Raw genomic sequence first — 23676 nt, 5'->3', positions numbered from 1 at the left:
TATGGCACTTACCAAAGCCGAAATGGCAGAACATCTATTTGAAACACTAGGTTTAAATAAGCGTGTAGCAAAAGAGATGGTTGAGTCTTTTTTTGAAGAAATTCGCGAAGCACTCGAAAATGGTGAGCAGGTCAAGTTATCTGGTTTCGGCAACTTTGACCTTAGGGATAAGAATCAAAGACCTGGAAGGAATCCAAAAACAGGTGAAGATATTCCAATTTCTGCTCGCCGTGTAGTAACTTTTCGTCCTGGACAGAAGTTAAAAGCACGAGTAGAAGCCGCTAACGCTGGTAAGAAGTAATATCGCTTGTTGAAATAAGCTTATCTGTTTATTCAAGGTTTTTAAAAGAGCTACTCTTAATAGAGTGGCTCTTTTTATATTTGCTGAATAAAAATCAAGTGTTATTATTCTGCCGCAATTTTTTTATGAGGTTTATCTTTTGGCACGTAAACAAAAACATTATGACCCCAGCTTTTATATTGGCTTATTACATCCGCGGTTATGGGGTACATGGATAGCCATCTTCATCTTATTTATATTTGGTTTAATGCCGTCGTTTATACGTGATCCAATAACACGAGTATTGGCGAAATTAGTGTTAATTATTGCTAAAAAGCCAATATCAGTGGCAAAAATCAATATTCAACAATGTTTTCCGGCATTAACACCCAATGAAGTTGATGCGCTAATTAGTGAAAATGTAGAGTCATTTATATTAGTGTTATTTTCACAAGCTGAACTATTGTTTCGCTCAAATGCGCATATCAAACGTCGAGTACAGCTAGAAGGCCTAGAACATATTCAACAAGCTAGAGCAGACAAACACCCCATTATTTTTATCATGCCTCATGTATGGCCAATTGAATACGCGGGGATTCGCGTTAACCTCGAACTGCCGATGGTCACCATGGTTAAAGCCCACAGAAACGAGCTGTTCAACTGGTTTAGTAACCGAATAAGAAGTAGCCAAGGTGGTCGAGTTTACATGCGAGAAGCGGGAATACGGGCGTTGATCAGTGAATTGAAACAAGATAATAGTTTCTTCTACTTACCCGACGAAGATCTTGGCCCAGAACAAAGTGTATTTGCACCGTTTTTTGCCACAACCAAAGCCACACTACCAGTGGTAGGGCGCTTAGCCAAAGTCGGTAATGCTAAGGTTTTGCCAGTTAAAATTGGTTATGATAAACAGGCTAGGGTATTCAAAACAACGATATTACCGCCATTAGCCGCTGACAATATGGTAAGTAAAGAAGACGAATCCTTAGTATTAAATCAAATTGTTGAACAAGTCATAAAAGCTTATCCTGAGCAATATATGTGGTTTTTAAAAATATTAAAAACCCGCCCAGAAGGTGAGCCGCCAATATACTAATCACACAAGTACCGGCACGCTTAAATAATAACAAAGTAGGAGCGCTATTATGGATTTTAATGAGTTATTAGAAGCATTATCGTTCGTGGTTTATACCTATGATGATAGGCCGATAACGCTATTACAGATTATTCAGGTACCGCTGTACATATTTCTAGCGTGGTTTGTCGTTAATCGTATTGGCAAGTTAATTGTCAATGCATTGCGAAAACGTAATGTGAGTGCCGACGCGGTTCATTTGTTTTCAAGAGTGTATTTAGTGCTGACTATAGCGGTGTTAGTCATTACCAGCATGGATATTTTAAATATACCACTCACCGCATTTGCATTTGTCTCAGGAGCCATCGCCATTGGTGTGGGTTTTGGTGCGCAAAACATCATTAATAACTTCATCTCCGGCTGGATATTAATGTGGGAGCGCCCAATACGCATAGGTGACTTTTTAGAAGTAGGCGATGCCAGAGGCGTCGTTGAATGCATCAACACGCGCTCGACCTTAATACGACGAAACGACGGTGTGCATATGTTAGTCCCTAACAGTCAATTACTAGAAAACACCGTCACCAACTGGACCTTAATAGATAAAAATGCACGCACATTTGTACGAGTTGGCGTTGCGTATGGCTCTGATGTGGTATTGGTTCAGAAACTGTTATTCCAAGTAATTGAAGAACGTGACGACATACTCGCAAGCCCTAAGCCTTTAGTCATGTTTGAAGATTTTGGCGACAATGCGTTAATTTTCGACATGATTTTTTGGATTAACGCCGTATCAGAAACCGACCTCCGACGTCGTCGTAGTGAAATGCGCTTTAGAATTTATGAGCTGTTTAACCAACATGATATTTGCATCGCTTACCCTCAACGGGATATTCACTTAGATGGCAATTTAACGATCAATCGCAGTGAATAGCTTGTTCATACATCAACAAGCAGAACCTCGATAAGAGATCTCGAGGATGACGTGATTAAACGTCATTCCGGCAATGCCCAAGTACCCGTCATTCCGGCAATGCTTTTGGGCCGGAATCTAGTTTTATCTGTTTAAATTAGGTTTGGTCAAAAAGCAGATCCTCGATAAGAGCTCTCGAGGATGACGTGATTAAATGTTATTCCGGTAATGCTTTTGGGCCGGAATCTAGTTTTTAAATACTCATTATCCTATATACTCATATCCCCATCTCACATGGAATCACTAGCTATGGAACAGCAGTCATATGTGTATATCTTATCCAACAAGCCTAAAGGTACGCTCTATATTGGCGTTACGTCATCTCTAATTAAAAGGGTTTATCAGCATAAAACAAAGATGTCGGATGGTTTTACTTCAAAATATAATATTAAAAACCTAGTCTATTTCGAAATGTATGATGATATTTATGATGCCATTACTCGAGAGAAACTGTTGAAAGGGTGGCGAAGAGATTGGAAGATAAAATTGATTGAGAAAAATAATCCAAACTGGCTGGATTTATATACCAGCCTAATTTGAAAAAAGCAGATCCTCGATGAGAGATCTCGAGGATGACGGTGCTGGGTATCTCGAGGATGACGGTGTTGACCGTCATTCAGCTAACGCCCAAGTACCCGTCATTCGTCTTACGCCCCATACCCCGTCATTCCGGCAATGCTTTTGGGCCGGAATCTAGTTTTTAATGTTTAGATTTGGCTTAGGTCAAAAAGCAGATCCTCGATAAGAGATCTCGAGGATGACGGTGCTAGGTATCTCAAGGATGACGGTGCTGGGTATCTCAAGGATGACGGGGTTGACCGTCATTCAGCTAACGCCCAAGTACCCGTCATTCGTCTTACGCCCCATACCCCGTCATTCCGGCAATGCTTTTGGGCCGGAATCTAGTTTTATCTGTTTAAATTAGGTTTGGTCAACAAGCAGATCCTCGATAAGAGATTTCGAGGATGACGGTGTTGACCGTCATTCAGCTAACGCCCAAGTACCCGTCATTCCGGTAACGCTTTTGGGCCGGAATCTAGTTTTTAATGTTTAGAATTAGCTTAGGTCAAAAAGCAGATCCTCGATAAGAGATCTCGAGGATGACGTGATTAAATGTCATTCTGGGCCGGAATCTAGTTTTTAATGTTTAGATTTGGCTTAGGTCAACAAGCAGATCCTCGATAACAGATCTCGAGGATGACGTGATTAAACGTCATTCCGGTTACGCTTTTGAGCCGGAATCTGCTTTTGATTTTAATATCTACTTTTTCGCTTTGCTGTGTCTATCTAACAGATTTTTATTTACTTCTGCCATTGATAAGCCTTGGTCTTCTAGCAATACAATCAAGTGGTACATTAAGTCAGAGGCTTCATTGATTAGCTCTTCTTTGTCATTTGTTGCGGCGGCTAATGCTGTTTCTAAGCCTTCTTCACCTACTTTTTGTGCAATGCGTTTGGTTCCACGTTCAAACAATGATGCAGTGTAACTTGAGTCTGCACTTTGGCCTTTGCGTGAAATAATCACATTGGTTAAGTTATCAATAAATGAGTGTGCGTTACCGTCTGGCCAGCAGCTTTCGGTGCCGGTGTGGCATGTTGGGCCATTTGGTATCACTTGAACCAGTAAGCTGTCGTTATCGCAGTCTTTATCAATAGCGATTAACTCAAGGGTGTTGCCTGAGCTTTCACCTTTAGTCCATAAACGCTGTTTTGAACGGCTATAAAAGGTTACCATTTTAGTGGCTAATGTTTTATCTAATGCTGCTTGATTCATGTATCCCAGCATCAGCACTTTGCCTGTTAAGTGGTTTTGCACTACTGCGGGAATTAACCCATCTTGTTTTTGCCAATCAATGCTGGCGGTATCAATCATATTCTGTGTCATAAATAACTCTTATTGGCTAATTAGTTAGCGTCGAATGGCAATGTTTTGCGTATGAAGATATTGCTTTAATTCGCCAATATCAATAATGCCCTTGTGGAATACACTTGCGGCTAATGCGGCATCCACTTTAGCTTGTTCGAATACGGTTTTAAAATGCTCCATGGTGCCTGCGCCGCCTGAAGCAATTAATGGCACATCACAAATACTGCGAACCATGCTGAGCTGTTCTATGTCATAACCACCACGAACGCCGTCTTGATTCATTACGTTTAGTACAATCTCACCACAACCGCGCTTTTGCACTTCTTCAACCCAATCTTGAGTAAACCATTGGGTGTCTTTAGTGGCGGCTTCGTCACCAGTGAATTGCTTAACTTTATAGCTGTTTGATTCAGAGTCATAAAATGAATCAATTCCAATTACTACACATTGGCGACCAAACTCATCTTGTAAACGAGTAATTAAACTTGGGTCGGTCAGTGCAGGGGAGTTAATTGATATTTTGTCGGCACCAAAAGCAAGCTTTTCACGTGCTTGTTCAATGGTTTTAATTCCACCGGCAACGCAAAAGGGAATATCAATTTGCTCAGCTACTCGGCTTACCCATGACTTATCAATCACTCGATCGTGGGCGCTGGCGGTAATATCATAAAACACCAGCTCGTCTGCCCCTTCTTGGGCATATCGTGCCGCTAGAGGAACAATGTCACCTACAATTTCATGGTCTCTAAACTGAACCCCTTTAACGACTTTACCTTCACGAACGTCAAGACAAGGGACTATGCGTTTGGCCAGCATGTAATTGCCTCCTCAACAGTGAAGTTATTAATTAATAGGGCTTTACCAATAATGATACCGCCAGCTTTACTGTCTCTAACCGCGGCAACATCGTCTAATGTGGCAATACCACCAGAGGCTTGCCAATTGATATTTGGGTATTGGGTGGCTAGTTCGGTGTATAACTCAGTGTTAGCGCCTTGTAATGTGCCGTCACGGCTAATATCTGTTACCAACGCATGTTGCAAGCCTACCGTTTCAAACTCGGCAACCAGTGACTCTAAAGACTTACCACCGCCTGTTTGCCAGCCCGATACAGCCACAATTTTCTCGCCTGCGGAGTTAATGTTCACATCTAAGGCTAAACAAATGGCGTCACTACCGTATTTCACAAACCAGCTTTTAACCAGTTCAGGTTCTTTAACCGCCAACGAGCCAATAACGACGCGTTTGACTCCTAAGTCGAGTAACTCTTTTACTTGTTGCTCGCTGCGAATACCACCGCCCACTTGAATATCAGTTTCTAGGCCTGCCACTAGTTCGCCAATTAATTTAATTTGACGTTTCTCTGGGTCTTTTGCGCCGGTTAAGTCAACAATATGAAGCAGTTTAGCACCTTGTGCTTGATAAGATTGAAGCTGAGCCAACGGGCTTAAATCAAAGGTGGTTTGTTGTTGATAATCGCCTTGATATAAACGAACAACTTGGCCATCAATTAAATCAATTGCTGGAATAATCATTGGGCTTTCCCCATATTTAAAAAGTTTTGTAATATTTTTGCACCAACGCTGGCACTTTTTTCTGGGTGAAATTGCACCCCAAAAAAGTTGCCTTTACCAATAGCCGCACTAAAGGTTTCGCCGTATTCACAACTGGCTAAGGTGTAATCGCTTAAGGGGGCGCGGTAGCTATGAACAAAGTACACATAACTGCCGTTTTCTATTCCAGTAAATAGCGGGTGGTCGGTAACAGTTATTTGATTCCAACCCATATGGGGCAAGGGTAGGCCTTTGTTGTCTAGGTCGCCAATTTCAGTAGGCACTAAATTTAAACATTCAATTGCCTGGTTACTGCGGCCGCCATATTCATTTGAAAGTGAAGCAAGCATTTGCATGCCTAAACACACGCCCATAACTGGCTGGGTTAAGCTGGTAATAAGGTTCACAAGGTCTTTTTCTACCAAGCCAGCCATTGCTGCTCCAGCGGTTCCTACCCCCGGTAAAACAACTCTAGCGGCGCTTCTTATTACGTCAAAGTCTGCGGTGATAACCACATTGGCATTTAAACGCTCGAATGCAAATTTTACCGAGTTTAAATTAGCACAGCCGGTATCAATAATAACCGTTAGGTCACTTGAGCTAGGTGATACTGAGTTTGAATCATTACTCACAATATTTCCTCAAAATAGCTTTAATATCAGCAATTAAAATAGGTTGTTACAGCACACCTTTGCTTGAAGGTAAAATATCGCCTTCAACTTTTACCGCTTGGCGTAGGGTTCTGCCTAATACTTTAAATAAGGCCTCTACTTTGTGGTGGTCGTTGTCGCCTTCTGAACTCACATGTAAGGTACAACGAAGTCCATCGGCAAATGATCTAAAGAAATGCGGTACCATTTCGGTGGCCATTTCTCCTACCATTTCACGCTCAAAATTAGCGTCAAATTTGATAAATGGGCGACCAGAAATATCCATTAAACATTGACCATTGGCTTCATCCATTGGCAGGCTAAAACCAAAGCGAGCAATGCCGCGTTTGTCACCTAATGCTTGGCGAATAGCATCACCAATGGCCAGTGCCGTATCTTCTACGCTGTGGTGATCATCAATTTCTAAATCACCATCAACATGTACATCCATTTTAAAGTTGCCGTGGGTTTGAATTTGGTCAAGCATGTGGTCAAAAAAGCCGATGCCGGTGTTAATGTCACCTTTCGCTTGGTTGTCTAAATCAATGGTAACTTTAATGTCGGTTTCTTTGGTTGTGCGTACCACAGTGGCTTGGCGACCTTTACTTAAAATGGCTTCACAAATATCGTCCCAATTTAAGCTGTCACGTTGGTATTGAAAGCTTTTAATGCCCATAGCATTGGCTAGTTCAACATCGGTAATGCGGTCGCCAATAACGGCTGATTCAGTAAAGTCGACTCTACCTTCAGTTAAATAGCTTTTTACCAAACCTAATTTAGGTTTACGGCAGCTACAGTTTTCATCGTCAAAGTGCGGACAAATTACCACATCGTCAAATTTTACCCCTTGGCTTTCGAAGATTTGCATCATCATATTATGCGGGGCGTCAAAATCATCTTTAGGGAATGAAGGAGTGCCTAAACCGTCTTGGTTACTTACCATTACCAGTTTAAAACCTGCTTTTTGCAGCTTTAATAATGCCGGAATCACCTGAGGTTCAAACACTAATTTGGCTAAGCTGTCGAGTTGCTTGTCTATAGCGGGTTCTTCAACAAGTGTGCCGTCGCGGTCAATAAATAGAATTTTTTGTTTCATGCTGCCAACCTTCAATTTAATAATTTTTTTATGCTGATTTTACTGTCAGTAATACATCAATAATTTTGTTTGTTTGTTGCTCAGAAGCAAAGCTAAAGCGAATGGCATCCGCTAACCTTGGGTCTTTATAGGCTCTAGCAACAATGCCGTTATCTGCTAATAATTGGCCAACTTCGGCTACATTTGTAAACTTTCCTGCGCCATTAAAGTTGGCTAATACAAAGTTACCATTTGGCATTTGTACATCTGCGCCCACTTCTTTTAACGCGCTAACCAAACGTTTACCTTGCTGGTTTAGTTCAGCCACTTGGTTTTTCATGGTGGTTAAGCCGTTTTCACTCAGTGCATTAACGGCTAGTTCAGATACCGGTAACGGCACAGGGTAAGGTGCAATAACTAGCATAACTAAGTCAATAATGGCTTGATTGGCTAACATAAAGCCACAACGTGCACCAGCAAGGGCAAAAGCTTTTGATAAAGTACGTAACACCACAAGGTTAGGGTAGGTGTCGATTAAGTCTGCCACTGAGTATTCAGGGCAAAACTCAATATAGGCTTCATCTACTACAACAATGGCTTGTGGCGCACTTTGAATTGCCGTTTCAATATCTTGCTTACTGATCACCGTGCCAGTGGGATTATTGGGGTTACAAATAAACACTAACTTGGCGTTATTAATTTTGTTTGGCCATTGGGCTGGTAATTGGTACTTGTCGGTTAGGTCAAGTTTTTCAACGGCCACATTAAAGGTGGCTGCGCTAATAGCATACATACCGTAAGTGGGCCCAAAAGTAGCAATGCTATCTTTACCTGGTACACAAAAAGTGCGAATTAATAATTCAATCGCTTCATCTGCGCCGCGGCTGGCAACCACTTGGTTTGATTTAACCCCAGCGTATTCAGCGTATGCATTAATTAACTCTGGTGGTTGGCATTCAGGGTAGCGGTTTAGTTTGTCGATATCGCTATTATTAAACGGCGATTCATTGGCATTAATCCAAATATCACCACGTCCACCAATGCGTCTTGCACTTTGATAAGGGGTTAAGTCGAGTAATTCCGGTCTTGCAAGGTTTCTAGGGTTAAATGTTGTCATCATATTCACCGCAATTATTTAAGACTGTTTAAACGAATAGCTACTGCATTTTTATGTGCATCCAGTAGTTCGTTTTCCGCTAAGGTCATTACCGTTTCCCCCAAGTTTTGCAGCCCTTGTGGGGTTAATTCTTGAACCGTATAACGACGGCTAAAATCAGCGAGTGACAAACTAGACACCGCGCGACTGTATCCATAGGTAGGTAACACATGGTTTGTGCCACTGGCATAGTCGCCAACAGATTCGGGAGTATAAGCGCCAACAAATACAGAGCCTGCAGCGCGAATTGAGCCTAATAAGTCGCGTGGTGTTTGAGTTTGCACAATTAAGTGTTCAGGGCCATATTGATTCGACACTAACACCGCTTCATTTAAGTCATTAACCACAATACTGCGGCTACAAGTGAGCGCCTGTTTAGCAATGTCTTGTCGTGGTAACTTTGCCAGTTGACTCACTAACGCGCTATTAACCGCTTGTGCTTGTGCTTCAGAGTTAGTCACCAGCATCACTTGTGAGTCAACGCCATGTTCAGCTTGCGATAATAAATCTGCAGCAATAAATTCAGGATTTGCGTATTCATCTGCAATTACCAGCACTTCAGATGGGCCTGCTGGCATGTCGATGGTGACACTAATGCGATTATCTTGCGATACAAGACGTTTAGCTTCAGTGACATAACGATTACCGGGACCAAAAATTTTATCCACTTTAGTGACTGACTCAGTACCAAAGGCGAGGGCAGCAATAGCTTGTGCACCGCCAACCTGATAAATCTCGGTAATACCACATTCTTTAGCGGCATAAATAATCGCGTCGTTAATTGGCGGTGGGCTAACCAGTACCCGTTGCTGGCAACCGGCTATTTTAGCCGGTAGTGCAAGCATCATCACCGTTGAAATTAACGGGGCAGTGCCACCCGGAATATACAGGCCGACTTTTTCAATGGCTTCGCTTCGCAACTCACATCGCACACCCGGCATTGTTTCAATATCAATTGGGTTAAACACCTGTGCTTTATGAAAGGTCTCAATATTGGCTACGGCAACCGCAATGCTTTGTTTAACAGAATCAGCAACACGCTCACAGGCGGCTGTAATTTCCTGTTGGGTTAATGCAAGTGAATCAACGGTAGCACCGTCAAATTGTTGATTGAACTGTTTAAGTGCTGCATCTCCATTTGCAACCACTTGTTCAATAATACTATTCACTTGTTGCTCAACACTGTTGTCGCCAATTAACGGTGAGCGAGTTAGCGCTTGGCTTTTATCTGAATCAGACAAGGTATTCCAATTTAGAATTTCCATTGGCGATGATGTTTGCGAGTTAGCCATCAACATTTACCCCATCATTTTTTCAATTGGCATCACAAGAATTGAAGATGCACCTAATGCCGTGAGTTCTTCCATAGTGTCCCAGAATAAGTCTTCAGTACTTACTGCGTGAATTGCAACGCGGTTAGTATCGTCATTTAATGGCAATACAGTTGGGTTTTCAGCACCGGGTAGTAAAGCAACAATTTGCTCTAATGTTTCAGTTGGCGCGTGTAATAAGATGTACTTGCTTTCGCGAGCACGAATTACGCCGTTAACACGAGATAAAATCTTGTCGATTAGTGCTTGTTTTGACGGGGTTTGTGTTTGGGTTGATTGAATAATGCAAGCCATTGAGCGGTAAATAACTTCAGTTTCATATAGGCCATTGGCTTCAAGAGTTGCGCCTGTTGAAACAAGGTCACAAATACCGTCTGCTAAACCTGCACGTGGGGCAACTTCAACAGAACCTTTTAGCATACAGTCGCGGTAGTTAATGCCTTTTTCTTGCATAAAGCGACGTAAAATATTGGGGTATGAAGTAGCAATGCGAAGGCCTTCAAGCGACTGAGCATCGTTATAACTAAACTCATTTGGCACCGCTAATGATAAACGGCAAGCCCCAAAATCAAGCTCACGTAGCTTGGTACATTCAGCAGGTTTGTTAACCAGTTGACGTTCTAATTGTTCTTCTTCAAGAACGTTCTCACCAATAATGCCTAGGTCAACAACGCCGTCCATAACAAGACCTGGAATATCGTCGTCACGAACACGCAGAAGATCAATCGGCATGTTGTCAGCGTGAGCAATAAGACGTTGCTCATTGACGTTAAATTTTACCCCACAGCTTTTTAATAACTTTTGTGAATCTTTAGATAAGCGGCCAGACTTTTGAATGGCTATACGTAAACGGTTTGACTCAATCATTGCTATAGTATCCTTTATAAATTCAAATCTTAAAATTTTTTAAAAACAGTAAATTAAAAACAAAAAACCCCTGAAATTCCTTCCAGGGGTTTGTGATAGTTTCACCGCCGGAAGGGACATTAACCCTCGGCAGTAAGCATCCGAAGGCTACCGCATATGATGGTGATGATGAATTGTAGTCACTTGGATGTTCATAAAATATTCTCTTTACTTGCTAGTATTTGGCTTTGTTAAACGCTAGCTAAATGGCTTGATGACGTTGTTGTCATTTCCTGTGCTTTAAAACTTAACCGCTATTGCGGTTGTTTGCAATAGCGAATAAACCAATTTTGTAATTTTTTTACCATTTAATTGCTATAACATATTCAAAACGGTGAAAAAGGCGTGATTACAAGCTGATAACCTTGTATGTAAATAACCAAATTTGCCAACCAGACGATTGATAAGGGCTTAAATAATAGGGGCTGAATTAATAGAGCAGGTTGATAAGTGATTCAAATAAAATGCCCGTATTAAATGAATAATACGGGCATTAAAAATAAGGTGACCAATTATGTTGATCTTAAGCGCTTACGGCTTATCACAGCAGTTTATGGGTTAGTTACCAGAAATGGTACCACCGCCACCGCCAGAACCGCCGCCAAAGCCTGCTCCACCAGGAGTTGGTGCAGCACCAAAAGTACCACCAGCAGCAGTTTGAGTTTCTGCTAATACAGACGTTACCGTTGCAGGGTCAACACCATTAGCAATGGCGATAGCTAATATATCGTCTGGGTCCATACCTGAACTTGCAGCAGACTGTAACACCTGTGTTATAACGGCTTCATCTTGATTAGCAGCAAGTAAAGCAAAGCCTAAAATGTCAGCACTGTCTGCTGGGTTTGCTGTCATTTGAGCTAACATAAAATCAGCAACAGATGAGCCATTGGCCGAAGCTGTGACTAAACCATTATTAAAGTCATCCTGACTGATTTCAGCAAAAACAGCAGAAGAAGTTAATGCTGTTATCGCTAATGCGACCGCAGTTAATTTACGCATCATTTTCACCTATTTCCTTTGGTAAGTTAAAATATGTTAGCTCTAGCTGACTGGCAACTTTAGCTGTACTTGAAATAATTGTATTAAAATTACGCACGTTATACAAACCGTTTCCTTGCATGCCATCAATATTCATGAGCGCACATTTTTGTGCAATTTGGCTTGTTTCAATTTGTGGGGCAATAAGTTTAATACCAATGCCGTGGCAAATTTGAGTGACGGTTTGCACGAAGAATTGGGTATCTGCCTGCGCTAAATCTCGAATGTAACTTCCGTCTATCTTAATAAAGTCAATATCAAAATTACGAATATAACAAAATGAGCTTAAACTCGAACCAAAACGCTCAATAGCCACGTTGATATTGTTCGCTTTGGCAGTTGCAATGAAAGCTTGAGTTGACTCAAGAGAGCTAATAGCAGCATTTTCATTAAACTCAAACAATATAGGCGGCAATGTTTTCTCTTGCTGTTGGTACAGTTTGAAAAGCCACTCGGTAAAGTCGGTATTGTGAAGCACTTTGTCACTGATGTTGATTGCTACACGGGTATTTGCAACATGTTGTAATTTATAGAAAATAAAGCATACCACAGCTTGCTCTAATTCAACTAATACACCTAGGCGCTCAGCCATGGCAAACACTTCAACAGTGGGTAAAACTTCATCTTCATATTTAAATCTTACAAAAGATTCAACATACAAGATTTCATTTTGTTCGTTAACAATCGGCTGTAGCATTAAATCAAAGGCTTTATCTAACGGAATACATTTAATTTGAAAGTCATTAACGTCGGTTTTAAGCACTTCATTTCTAAAGTACTCAGTAAACTGGCGTAAAATTCCCATCCACTCTTCCCGTGAACGTTTCTGCGTGTCACTGGTATTAATAATGCCGTGTTTAGGTGATGCATTAAAATTGTTCAGGGTTAATTGTGTGTCTAAACGTTTAGCCACTTCACCAAAACCATCGGTAGGTTTAACTTTAGCAATGGAATGTTGGGCAAAGCCATTCGGGAATCGGTTAGTTTTAGCCTGAATAAAAGATTCACTAATATGTTCAGATATCGTTTTAATCGATTCGTCAGTGCTTGACGATAAAATGGCAAACTCAGAGCCTGAAATACGATAAAGTTCAACGCCGCTATAAGGTGCAAGAATCTTATTAATTAAGTGCGCCCCTTCTAAAATATATTCGTCACCGCTGGTATAGCCCTCATTGTCATTAATTTCTTGTAATGAGGTCATCGAAATTAACCCAAGATAAATCGGGTTGATATTGACATCAAATTCAGCCTTTAAAGAATCAAATTTTTGTAGCAAAGCACGACGGTTAGGTAACTCGGTTAACGGATCTAAATACACCTCTTTTGACAATTTTTCAGCAGTTTGCGTTTGTTCGTTAAAAGCACGCTGAATATTGCTTACCATATTATTAATGGCGTTAACTACGGTCCTTAATTCAGTGGTAAAAGGGGTAATGTTATTTAAGGTAAACTTCTTTTGAATTACATCAGCTGCTTGTTGTTCAATACTTTTCAGCGGGGTTAACACAGATTTCAGGATGAAATAAGCACAAACCAACGCAAACAACAGTTGTAACAACGTCGACTTCAAAGTGCTTAAACTGTGTTCATATAACGTTTGATAAGAGGTACCAGCATGAGATTGAACCACTAACTGGCCAGCTATTCGCCAACCATCGCTTATTTCACTGGTCATTTTTGGCGGCGTTAATGGAAACAGGGTAATAAACCACTGAGGAATTGCTAAAAGTCCATCTGGGTTAGTGCGCTGAAATACTAATTTATTATCGATATCAAAAAATTGAATACTTTTGTAATAACCAGAGTCGAATACTGCGTTGGTCATCGTTTTTGCAATGACTAAGCCTTCTTCATCCATATAGGGAGAAATAGACAAACCTAAACTATGGGCTGCGCCCTCTGCATGGGTGGCAAGCTGTTCACTTAAGTAGCCCCGCATATGAGAAATGTTGTTATATAAAGATGCACCAAAAGTAAAAACTGATAAAACTGCTATCAATAAATACAGTTGCACCTTTAATGACATTCCTTTCTTTGTTGTCATAGATAAATCTCCTTATTGACCTTGCTCTATGCGGGTCATTAAATTTGTCCAATCTTTAGTGCCAGAGCTATTAGGTTTGGTGTTACCCAATCCTCTGGCTTTAGCTAGCCACAAACCTTGACCATTAAATGAATAAATCGGCTTTAAATCTTTTCGTTGGCTAGCGGGTTTAATCTTTGTTTGATAATTATCCAACACTAATGGAATATCTCTTGGGGTTTCAAAATAAATTAACACCATGTGAGGTTCATCAATGGTTAATGCGCGCACATACATTAATCGCATTTTTGACTCATCCACACCCATGGCCTTTAGCGTGAAATACTTAAAAATAGCATAGTCTTCACAGTCACCAGCACCAGAGCCTAAAGACTCAATAGGCGTTGCCCAGTAATCAGATTTGTCCCAATGCTGAGTATCTGTCTGATACTTTATATGCCTGTTGGCAAACTGATTAGCCAAGTTAAGTTTAGAGTAATCATCCAAACCCTCTGCATCTTCAATCAAGCTTTGCCAATCTTTAAAATCGTCTATCTTGTTTTGACCATATTGCTGTGCAATGCGATTAAAAAAATCTGCCGTGAAAAACTCTGCATTCAAGCTAGCAACACATGCAGCCGAAAAGAGACTCATATATATGAGTAACTTAAAAAGAGATGAACGCAATAAGTTGCAATGACACGTAAAAGCCAGAGTCAGAAATCCTTGTCTACAAATAGCACAACGCTAATACCGTATTGTTGATCAATATAAATATAGGCTGCCAAGGGTTCACCTTAGCAGTCGGGCAGGGCTGTAAATAAATCAAAATTCCCTAAGCCATACTAAAAACTCTTTTCATTTTCAGCATAATCATAACGCATAAATAACGTAACAACCAATCAACAATTGGTTGTCATTCACGCCAATATCAACTCCATAGAATAAAGATATCCAAAAGGCAGCAAATGTTGACTTAAATGCTAAACACATTGGCATCAATATTGATGTTGCAAATATGTTGATCGTGGTTATTGAAAGCGCAAAAGATTTAGTGCGTAGCCAAGTGGCTGTTTAGTATGTGTTTATTTGTATTGGCGATAAAGTGTGACAATCAGATACTGAACGTGGTTGTATCATTTTGTGACTACTGGTGGTGCAAATGCTCAACTTTGGTGCAACTCGACGTAAAACGGTACTTAAAGCCGTGAAACTCAGTTTTTCAAATTTAAAACAGTTGTTGTAGAGATTAATTAAGTGTGAGAGTCAAAAAAATGGCGCTAAATTGCTGTTTTTGGTTTGAATTACAGAATAATTGTCTGAAATACGTTAAAAGCCAATAAAAAGTGTTAATAAATTACAGTTTGTCATATAATCGCAACACATTTTGTAGAGCATATGTTGCCAAGTGGTTTGGTTTTTTAGGTGATAAAAAAGGAAATGCTGCTTAACGTCAAAATAGTGTCGCTGAAAGACGCGGCTACTGGCACGTTGAGTAATAGGGAAGTTTGAAAAGTGTCTGCTGTTAGTTGTTCTTTTCTTATGTCTATTCCCCCATCTTTTCCTAAAAAATTAAACATTAAAATCAGCATTTTATGCGTAGTAATCGCATTTTGATAGCATTCTGAAAGCTAAGATTCAGTGCGGTAGCTATGCCTAAATGTTGATTTAGAGAGTTTTATTATAAATTTAACTTATGTAAGGTTTTTGCATATGTCGAGTACAAACATTAAAGATAACTCGATTGAAACCCTTAGAGGTCTTGCTTGTATACTTTTGATATCATTTCACCTTGTTGGACAACCAGGTTTGACTGGTCTGAAGTTAGATACCGAGAATTTCTTAGTAACATTGAATGCATTCTTTGAAAATATAAGGATGCCTTTGTTTACTTTTCTAAGCGGATATGTCTTTTGTTATAGGGGAATGGTAAGAGGTAGTGAGCTGAAGATTTTAATTGGCAAGTCTAAAAGACTCTTATTACCTTTAATATCAGTTGGTATTCCTTTTTTAGTGATACAGAATAATTTAAGTGTATCTAATCTTTCAACTTATGACTCCGGCATACTATATTACATATCTATACTTTGGACTAACAAAGCTCACTTTTGGTTTTTACATGCAATTTTTCTGGTGTTCTTGATTTTAGTTATATTATCTTATTTTGATTTCAATGTTATAAAGTACAGATATATATTGTTTATGATCTCAGTTTTAATTAGTTTAATAACTCCGCAAGATATTAAGTTTCTCTCGATATCAGGCTTTTCATATATATTACCATTTTTTATGTTTGGGGTTATATTGTATGAGAAAAAAATAAGCAGTAATATTGCTAGGTATGTTTTAATAATCGGGGCAATATTTACTTTAATTATTTATAATAGTTTTGGTTATTATTATCAAGAGTATGATAAATTATCAGATCTAGTCATTAGTTTAATTTGCCTGTTTTCGTTGTATACATTTTGCATGAAGTTCAGATTGCTGGCATATATTGGGGGTTATTCATTTACGATCTATTTATATCATGTTTTTTTTATTGTGTTGAGTCGAATTTTATTACGGCAGGTCGGTATTTATAATGAATATGTACATTTGGTATTTGGAATTGCTGTTACAATTTGTCTATCAAAGTTTTTGCACGATATGTTGTCGAAAAATGGCTATTTGTCTGTTTTCTTTTTAGGGCAGCAAAAAAAGTAAATTAATATTGTATTGTATATTGTATATTGAGTATGTGTATGAAAGTTTTTGGATTGAAGTTTACAGAAAAGTCATTAGACGAAATAGTTGTTGACGTTTGTAATGAGAGCTTAAGACATGATGATTTCAAATTATTAGTGACTGCAAATGTAGATCATCTAGTCACATTAAATCGAAATATCATATTTAAAAATGCATGTAAGCGTAGTTGGATTATTACAGCAGATGGTTTTCCTGTTGTTAAGTTTCTGAAATTTGTTGGTCATGATGTAAAAGGTAGAATTACGGGAGCAGATTTATTCCCAAAAATAATGGAAAAGCTTTCTAATAAAACGCATAGTCCTTTTTTTGTCGTATCTACGGTTGAAACACAAGCTTATTTGGTTAACTGGCTAACTTCTAGAGGTTTTGACAACTCTGAAAGAAGGGTAATTGTTCCTCCAATTGGTTTTGAAAAAGATGAACAGTATACATCTATGATGATAAAACAGATTCATCTAGTTAACGCTACTCATTTGTTCATGGGGGTGGGGGCTCCAAAATCTGAAATTTGGATGGATAGAAATAACAAATCTCTAGAAGGAGTAAAAGGATTTGGGTTCGGAGCAGGAATAGATTTTTTTGCTGGTACAGTAAAAAGGGCCCCTAAATGGATGCAGGAAGTCGGTTTAGAATGGTTCTATAGACTTATCAGTGAACCAAAGCGACTCGCAAAGAGATATTTAGTAAGTTCTTGGATGTTTTTGTATTTAGCCACTAAAGAATATTTAAATTTAAAGCGATGAATTACTTAAAAAGCAATAAGCCTAAGCTAATAGTAGATTGTACACATCTGGGACGCAACACGACTGGAATAGAAAGGATTACAGAGGAACTTTTTGACGATAAATCATTGGGAACAAATTCAATTCAACATATAACTGCAAAAAATACTTGGTTACTAATTTTTAAACAATGGTTTTATATCACGTTAAAATCTTATTTTAACCCTAAGACCGTTATATTAACACCTGGGTTTCCGCCATCAATTTTATTATCATTACTGCGTGGTGATAAGGTTATTCCATATATACATGATATGTTTTTGCTTTCAAGGACAGATGAGATAAATATTAGGGCTAAATTGTATATGAGACCTTCATTGTCTTTTGCTGTCAAAAGACTAGATTGCTTTTTAGTTAATTCAAATAAAACTGCTGTTGAGTTAAAGAAATATTGTAAAGTTAATGCGAAAGTAGTTCTTTATCGACCATTCGTTAAAAATGTTTTTAATCTAGAGTTTAATAAATATCGATATGAAACGTTGAAACTGAAAGAGTTGAAAATTTTGATGTTAGGTACTGTGGAACCTAGGAAAAACTATTCAGGTGCATTGAAAATTTTTAAGAGCTTACAAGATAAACTAGGAAGTAAAATTGAGTTACATATTGTAGGTCGTTTGGGCTGGGGAGATGATGCTGAAGAATTAATTTCCACACCAGGGGTTATATGCCATGGGTATTTATCATCTAGCGAGGTGAAGACATTAGTTGAATCAAGTACATTCTATATGTCTACATCACACGATGAGGGCCTTGGACTTCCCTTGCTCGAGCTACAATATAGTGGGATAGCCATCGTTGCATCAAATATTCCAGTGTTTAACGAAGTGCTATGTGAGTCGGGCTTGTTTATAAACGCTGACACCCCCCATGAGGCAGCGCAAAGTATTATTGACTATTTTAGCGATGCTAATATTAAAGCTGCTGAGAAGTCATACAATAATCTTAAAAGGTGGAATGATAACGCACTTAAAGATAGAGGTAGTGTAATTAAATTGTTAGAGAGTAAAAGAGCTTAATATGAAAAGAGTGTTAATAAACCATCTACTTGAACCTGCTAATAAAATAAGTGGGATTTCAAACTACCTTTTTTATTTGCTCGATTCATTACTGAAAAATAAACAATATCAATTTGTATTGTTAACTTGCTGGGATGAGTGTGAACTCCCCTCCATGTTACAAGGAAGAGGGTTAGAAGTTGTTACTAAGCCTTACATTGAGTCTATGCCAAAAAATCTGATTAATCAGATTTTTATACTGCCAAGGATTTTAAAAGAAAAAAAGATAGACTTAGAATTTAACCCAGATCCAGTAGGTTGTATATTCGGAAAAGTTCCATTAATAAATGTTACACATGATCTTTATTTTGATGTTGCACCGCAAAACTATAAATTACATCACAGGTTATGGTGGAAAATATTTTTTCCATTAACGTTAAAACGTGCAATATACAACATTTGTGTTTCAAAAAATACTGCAAGAGACTTAATTTACTATTACCCAGATGTCTCAGAAAAAGTGCGAGTTGTTCATGAGTCTGCATGCTTAAATGGACCAAAAGTTGAGCTAAAGCGAAAAGACTATGGAATATTTGTTGCAAATGTTTCACCTAATAAAGGTGTTGAAGTCTTAGTAAAGGCTATGTCTATTCTTAAAAGTATGAAAATTGATGTTGATATATATCATGTTGGTCGTGATTCTAATGGATATTTTGAATTATATGCTAAGAAACTGAATACAACTACGATACCTATAAAGCTGGGATACTTAAGTAACGAAGATTTGATCAAGAGATATTGTGAAGCAAAATTTCTAGCTTTCCCATCCTCTTATGAGGGTTTTGGCCTACCCATTCTGGAAGCTCAAAAATATGGTTTACCTGTGATTGCCTCAAATATACCTGTGCTAAGAGAGGTCGCTGGTAATGGAGCTATTTTTTTTGAAAGAGATGATGCCGATAAATTGGTAGATAGTATTATTGAAATAATAAAAAATACTGAAAAGTTTAACTCATTGTCTTTAGCCGCAATTAACAACTCTTGTCAATTTAGTTGGGCTAAAGCTGCAGATAAAACAATAGAACTATTTAACTTGGCATTAGATATGGAATGTAATAATGCATAGAATAATCTCAATACACCCATTTGACCCTAGGGGGTTCAAGGTCGGTGGTATCGAAACACATGTTAGAAATACAATTAAGTTTTTTCCAAAAAATGTTGATCTAGTTGTAGTTGGTGTGGATGAAACTAATCAACTTCCCTTGGGAGTACCTATCATACTCACAAACGATTTTGGGCGTAGTTATACATTCATTCCTGTACTAAATACAACGGTAATAGATATTAATACTGCTGCAAAAAATGTATTTAAATCACTAACGTTTAATTTTTTCTTTTCATTATTTAAATATCAGAATGTTATCAAAGAAAAGTATAAAGAATTGAAGTCTTCTGTTGAGATTCAGCGGTATGAGTTTTCTTGGTTTTGTTATGTTAACAGATTTTCAACATTATTAATCACACATGGTGATGCTGATCCAAATAAAAAACTTGATTCATTGTTAGGTAAAGTATGGTTTTTGCATAAATTAAATGAATCATTCGCGGTCAAGAAAGCAAATAGAGTTATTTCAGTTAGTTCAGAGCAAACAAAGCGATTAAAAAATGATTTTCCATCAAAAGCAGATGTAATTGAGTATATGACAGTGAGTGTAGATGACAACTTGTTTATACCGACACCTTATAAGTTAGAGGATGATACGTTAAGGATAGCATTTGCAGGACGGCTCGATGAATTTAAGAGACCGCAAATGATGTTTAAAATACTTAAAACTTTAAAAAATCAATTAAATAGCAAAATAGAGTTTCATTATATTGGAGTCTCGAATCCTAAAGTCTTTAAGGAGTATGCTGATGTGCAGGACATTGTTGTCTGTCACGGTTTTAAACGTTCTTCTGAAATTGCTGAAATGTGGAAAGGGTTTCATATGGGTATTGTCACCTCTGTTTTCGAAGGATGGCCTGTTTATGTGATGGAAGCAATTTGCGCTGGTAGGCCTGTTGTCTCATTGAGGCTTGAACAAATGCAAGAAACTTTCGAAAAGGGTGTGTGTGGTGAAATGTTAAGCGTTAATGATGATTCAAATAATACTGTTTCCATGGTTTGTCATTCTGTAATTAATATTTGGGACAAAATTAAAAAGAGAGCCATGTGTCCAAGTGATGTAAATGAATCTATAAGCGGTTTTAAGTCAAGTAATCAAATCAATAAATTATTTGATTTACACTGTTTAAATGTTGAAAGGTAGATTGTCCAATATTTATTTAATCGCGGAAAAAATTTAGAGCTTTGTGAATTTTTATTATAGTTGTAGAGCATCCATTCTGGATATCGGGGTTCCGACCAGGTAATTTAATTTCACACTTTTATGTTACATTAATTTTTGGCGGTACTTTTTATTTTGTATTTATAGGTGGTTTTTTGTTTTAACAGCTAAATAGCAATATATTTCATTCATCCAGTTTTGATATTTATCATAAAAAGATTGCATCAAGGTATGTTATCTGGGTTTGTGTATTTGCAATTTATATCTTTGATAATATTGGTTTTGTGCATCTTTATATCACTTTTGTTTAAATTGTTGCTTAAAGAAAAGAGTAGAATGGTTATTGGTTATTAATTGAAAGCGGATCTATTTTACGGTTGAGTTGTTCTATTATTTTTTTGAAAATTTCGTGACAGAATAAGGGGGTTTTTATCAATGTCTACACAGGATTTATGTCTTCCAGTTGTCAGTATTATAATTAATAATTATAATTATGAAAAATATCTAAGTGAAGCTATTGACAGCGCTTTGAATCAAACATATAAACATGTTGAGATAATAATTGTTGATGATGGTTCTACTGACAAATCTAAAGAAATAATCCAGCACTACTCTTTGAAAAAGACTTTTTTCAAATCTAATGGTGGGCAAGTATCTGCATTGAATTTAGGTTTTAAACATTGCGAAGGCGATATAGTTATCTTTCTCGATTCTGATGATTTTTTATCAAGTGATGCTTGTGAAATATTAGCTAATAATTATGAGGACAGTATTAACGCTTACCAATACTATTTAAAAGTCGTAGATGAAGATAGCTTGATCCATGGAGGTCGGTTGCCAGAGCGATTTATAAATAATATTCCTTTTCAGGATTTTGTTTTGAATTTTGGTTATGTTCCTACAGCGCCTATGAGTGGTGTGGCATACTCAAGACGTTTTTTAGCTACACAGTTTCCATTTGATGAAACTGTTTGGAACAATGCGGTTGATGGTTATTTAATTTATGTCGCTGCAGTATATGATGAAATCAAAATCATTAACAATGAGCTTGGTTTTTATAGAGTTCATAGTAAAAGTGAAAGTGAACATTATTTTGTCAGTTTAAAAAAGTCAAGACAAATGTTGAAAGCCCAGGAAATGTATGCCGATGGTATTCAAAGTGCCGAAAGAGAATTATTTCATGAGAACAAATCTATTAAGAATTTTCTATTGGGTCCGTATCATTGGAGGAATAGATTAGATTCATTTGTTTTAGATAATGTTAATCACGACTTCCCTCAAGATACTAAGAACTTTATAACTAAAAATATTATTGCTAATTTCTATAGGGCGCCAGAAGTTAGTTTTCTTAAAAAAATTAAAAATCTAATGTTTTACATCTTTATTTTAATCTTTCCAGTTAAAGTTTCTGCTAAATTAATTGGATGTTTTAATAAATATCCTGATTTATAAGAAGGTGTTTCTTGTTACTTAAACGTACGTTGTTATATATGCCGTCGCAGATATTGAGTCCTTTGTCTCAATTTCTTTCAATTATTATATGGACATACTATTGTAGTTCTAGTTCGATTGGCACAATTACTCTGATAACAACATTGCAAGAGTTAATTCGTACAATATTACTATCTTGGTGGACGCATTATTCATTACGGTTTATGACAGATAAAAGTATTGAGGTGGATAACTTTAAAGATACTTCCTTGTATGTGATTTATATTTCAGTGATCATCCAAGTTATGCTTTCAATGATTGTAATTCTTATGGTTTTTGATTCATATGATTTCTGGTTGTTGGTTATATCAGTATCTTTCATAGTATTCAGGAACATTAATCAACATCTTGTTACTGTTGCTTCTGTTGAGAATGATACCTTTACATATAACTTCCTCTCCCTTGTGGGTCCAGTTCTCGGCTTGATAATAGGTTTTGTATTATTGTATATTTTTGATGATAATGCCATTTACCCCCTTGTTGGCTTTGGTTTTGCTGAGTTAATTGGACTTTCGTATATTACTTATTTAAAAAGGAGAAATATTAGGAAGCTAAGAATTAACTTTGCAATAATAAAAGACGGTTTCAAATATGGGTTACCTTTGGTTCTAGCTGGTTTGCTTTCTTGGTTAGGGTTAAATTCTTCAAGGTATATTTTGGAAGGTATTATGGGGCTAAGTGCTGTAGGTTTTTTCGCTGTTGGTTTTGGACTTGGGCAACGAGCTGCAAGTATGGCCTCAATGATTGTTACATCAGCTGCTTTACCTTTAGCTATAAGGGTTACAAATGAAAGTGGTCTCAACGCTGGTGTTAGGCAACTTTCAGATAATTTTTGTTTATTATTTTGCGTTCTTTTACCATCATTAGTAGGGATGTTTTTAGTTCAAGAAGACTTAGTCATGTTATTTATTTCCGAAGATTTTGTTCAAGATACTTTAGTGGTACTACCTTGGTCAATATTAAGTGGAGGCTTATTTGCAATAATATATAACTATCTTAATCATTATTTTATTTTGGCAAAAAAAACCTATTTTTTAATTTATATTGATGGAGCACTTGCTTTGTTGGTTATTCTTTTCTCCTTTGTATTGATAAACATGTATGGAGTTGTTGGAGCTGCAATGTCCATGAGTTTAGCTTCTTTAGTATTAATAATCGCTCTAATGTTTTATTTGATTTTAAATACAGGTTTTGTGGTTCCGTGGTTTTTTATGTTAAAAACATTAGCTTCTGTGGTGTTGATGGGCGGATTTATTTCTCAATATGGCGTTACTAACTTTTCTATTCTTGTAAATCTTTTTCTCAATATTGTTTCTGGTGCTTTTGTTTATGTTTTTTCAATGTTATTATTAAATAGAAGTGCTTTTTTGTTAGCTATAAAGTCTAGGGGTTATTAAGTT

At 37.6% G+C, this 23676-nt stretch carries 23 protein-coding genes; 12 read left to right on the top strand and 11 right to left on the bottom strand.

From position 1 onward, the window contains the following. The first annotated feature begins 1 nt into the window (after position 1). The 5 genes from ihfA (at position 2) to L2672_RS11240 (ending at position 3025) form a co-directional block, all read left to right on the top strand. Positions 2 to 301, top strand: coding sequence for an integration host factor subunit alpha (gene ihfA / locus L2672_RS11260; protein WP_248995946.1), 300 nt, complete (start codon positions 2 to 4; stop codon positions 299 to 301). A gap of 139 nt (positions 302 to 440) precedes the next feature. After that, positions 441 to 1376 carry a lauroyl-Kdo(2)-lipid IV(A) myristoyltransferase gene (lpxM, locus tag L2672_RS11255; protein ID WP_248995945.1) on the top strand — a complete coding sequence of 312 codons (936 nt, stop codon included), beginning with the start codon at positions 441 to 443 and terminating at the stop codon, positions 1374 to 1376. Positions 1377 to 1425: 49 nt separating this feature from the next. Further along, on the top strand, positions 1426 to 2289 hold the full coding sequence (locus L2672_RS11250; protein ID WP_248995944.1) for a mechanosensitive ion channel family protein: 864 nt from the start codon (positions 1426 to 1428) through the stop codon (positions 2287 to 2289). A 288-nt stretch (positions 2290 to 2577) separates the two neighbouring features. Then, complete coding sequence (locus L2672_RS11245; RefSeq protein ID WP_248995943.1) at positions 2578 to 2868, top strand: GIY-YIG nuclease family protein; 291 nt, start codon at positions 2578 to 2580, stop codon at positions 2866 to 2868. A 16-nt stretch (positions 2869 to 2884) separates the two neighbouring features. After that, complete coding sequence (locus tag L2672_RS11240) at positions 2885 to 3025, top strand: hypothetical protein (protein ID WP_248995942.1); 141 nt, start codon at positions 2885 to 2887, stop codon at positions 3023 to 3025. Positions 3026 to 3589: 564 nt separating this feature from the next. Here L2672_RS11240 and hisIE read toward each other — a convergent pair. The 11 genes from hisIE to L2672_RS11185 form a co-directional block, all read right to left on the bottom strand. Then, positions 3590 to 4213 carry a bifunctional phosphoribosyl-AMP cyclohydrolase/phosphoribosyl-ATP diphosphatase HisIE gene (hisIE, locus tag L2672_RS11235; protein ID WP_248995941.1) on the bottom strand — a complete coding sequence of 208 codons (624 nt, stop codon included), beginning with the start codon at positions 4211 to 4213 and terminating at the stop codon, positions 3590 to 3592. A gap of 24 nt (positions 4214 to 4237) precedes the next feature. Continuing rightward, positions 4238 to 5011, bottom strand: a complete 774-nt coding sequence (gene hisF, locus L2672_RS11230) for an imidazole glycerol phosphate synthase subunit HisF (RefSeq protein ID WP_248995940.1) — start codon at positions 5009 to 5011, stop codon at positions 4238 to 4240. Beyond that, positions 4993 to 5730 carry a 1-(5-phosphoribosyl)-5-[(5-phosphoribosylamino)methylideneamino]imidazole-4-carboxamide isomerase gene (gene hisA, locus L2672_RS11225; protein ID WP_248995939.1) on the bottom strand — a complete coding sequence of 246 codons (738 nt, stop codon included), beginning with the start codon at positions 5728 to 5730 and terminating at the stop codon, positions 4993 to 4995. Before hisA ends, hisF begins: the two co-directional genes overlap by 19 nt. Continuing rightward, positions 5727 to 6380: an imidazole glycerol phosphate synthase subunit HisH gene (gene hisH, locus L2672_RS11220; protein ID WP_338055592.1), complete on the bottom strand. Its 654-nt coding sequence runs from the start codon at positions 6378 to 6380 to the stop codon at positions 5727 to 5729. The genes hisA and hisH overlap by 4 nt, the downstream gene beginning before the upstream one ends. A 46-nt stretch (positions 6381 to 6426) precedes the next feature. Continuing rightward, positions 6427 to 7494, bottom strand: a complete 1068-nt coding sequence (gene hisB / locus L2672_RS11215; RefSeq protein ID WP_248995938.1) for a bifunctional histidinol-phosphatase/imidazoleglycerol-phosphate dehydratase HisB — start codon at positions 7492 to 7494, stop codon at positions 6427 to 6429. 28 nt (positions 7495 to 7522) lie between these two features. Next, complete coding sequence (gene hisC / locus L2672_RS11210; protein ID WP_248995967.1) at positions 7523 to 8590, bottom strand: histidinol-phosphate transaminase; 1068 nt, start codon at positions 8588 to 8590, stop codon at positions 7523 to 7525. A gap of 14 nt (positions 8591 to 8604) precedes the next feature. Continuing rightward, complete coding sequence (gene hisD, locus L2672_RS11205) at positions 8605 to 9894, bottom strand: histidinol dehydrogenase (RefSeq protein WP_248995966.1); 1290 nt, start codon at positions 9892 to 9894, stop codon at positions 8605 to 8607. 33 nt (positions 9895 to 9927) lie between these two features. Then, entirely contained in the window at positions 9928 to 10827 is a 900-nt protein-coding gene (hisG, locus tag L2672_RS11200) for an ATP phosphoribosyltransferase (RefSeq protein WP_248995937.1), read from the bottom strand. 597 nt (positions 10828 to 11424) lie between these two features. After that, positions 11425 to 11868 carry a hypothetical protein gene (locus L2672_RS11195; protein WP_248995936.1) on the bottom strand — a complete coding sequence of 148 codons (444 nt, stop codon included), beginning with the start codon at positions 11866 to 11868 and terminating at the stop codon, positions 11425 to 11427. Continuing rightward, positions 11858 to 13951 (bottom strand): EAL domain-containing protein, encoded by a 2094-nt coding sequence (locus tag L2672_RS11190; RefSeq protein ID WP_248995935.1) that lies wholly within the window; start codon positions 13949 to 13951, stop codon positions 11858 to 11860. The genes L2672_RS11195 and L2672_RS11190 overlap by 11 nt, the downstream gene beginning before the upstream one ends. A 12-nt stretch (positions 13952 to 13963) precedes the next feature. Further along, complete coding sequence (locus tag L2672_RS11185; protein ID WP_248995934.1) at positions 13964 to 14584, bottom strand: transglutaminase-like cysteine peptidase; 621 nt, start codon at positions 14582 to 14584, stop codon at positions 13964 to 13966. A gap of 1059 nt (positions 14585 to 15643) precedes the next feature. Here L2672_RS11185 and L2672_RS17390 point away from each other — a divergent pair. The 7 genes from L2672_RS17390 (at position 15644) to L2672_RS11155 (ending at position 23673) form a co-directional block, all read left to right on the top strand. Then, complete coding sequence (locus L2672_RS17390; protein ID WP_420833155.1) at positions 15644 to 16636, top strand: acyltransferase family protein; 993 nt, start codon at positions 15644 to 15646, stop codon at positions 16634 to 16636. A gap of 38 nt (positions 16637 to 16674) precedes the next feature. Further along, a complete protein-coding gene (locus tag L2672_RS11180; protein WP_248995933.1) occupies positions 16675 to 17421 on the top strand; it encodes a WecB/TagA/CpsF family glycosyltransferase in 747 nt (248 codons plus the stop codon). Next, a complete protein-coding gene (locus L2672_RS11175; protein WP_248995932.1) occupies positions 17418 to 18476 on the top strand; it encodes a glycosyltransferase in 1059 nt (352 codons plus the stop codon). The genes L2672_RS11180 and L2672_RS11175 overlap by 4 nt, the downstream gene beginning before the upstream one ends. 1 nt (position 18477) lies before the next feature. After that, the gene (locus L2672_RS11170; RefSeq protein WP_248995931.1) at positions 18478 to 19581 is read left to right on the top strand and encodes a glycosyltransferase family 4 protein; all 1104 of its coding nucleotides are present in this window, start codon (positions 18478 to 18480) and stop codon (positions 19579 to 19581) included. After that, a complete protein-coding gene (locus L2672_RS11165) occupies positions 19574 to 20767 on the top strand; it encodes a glycosyltransferase (protein ID WP_248995930.1) in 1194 nt (397 codons plus the stop codon). Before L2672_RS11170 ends, L2672_RS11165 begins: the two co-directional genes overlap by 8 nt. Before the next feature lie 453 nt (positions 20768 to 21220). After that, on the top strand, positions 21221 to 22237 hold the full coding sequence (locus L2672_RS11160; protein WP_248995929.1) for a glycosyltransferase family 2 protein: 1017 nt from the start codon (positions 21221 to 21223) through the stop codon (positions 22235 to 22237). 203 nt (positions 22238 to 22440) lie between these two features. Next, positions 22441 to 23673: an oligosaccharide flippase family protein gene (locus L2672_RS11155; protein ID WP_248995928.1), complete on the top strand. Its 1233-nt coding sequence runs from the start codon at positions 22441 to 22443 to the stop codon at positions 23671 to 23673. Positions 23674 to 23676: the final 3 nt, after the last annotated feature.

This window comes from Shewanella gaetbuli (assembly GCF_023284065.1).
Lineage (GTDB): Bacteria > Pseudomonadota > Gammaproteobacteria > Enterobacterales > Shewanellaceae > Shewanella > Shewanella gaetbuli.
The sequence above is the reverse complement of the archived record's forward strand: the minus strand, read 5'-3'. Positions and strand labels throughout refer to the sequence as shown.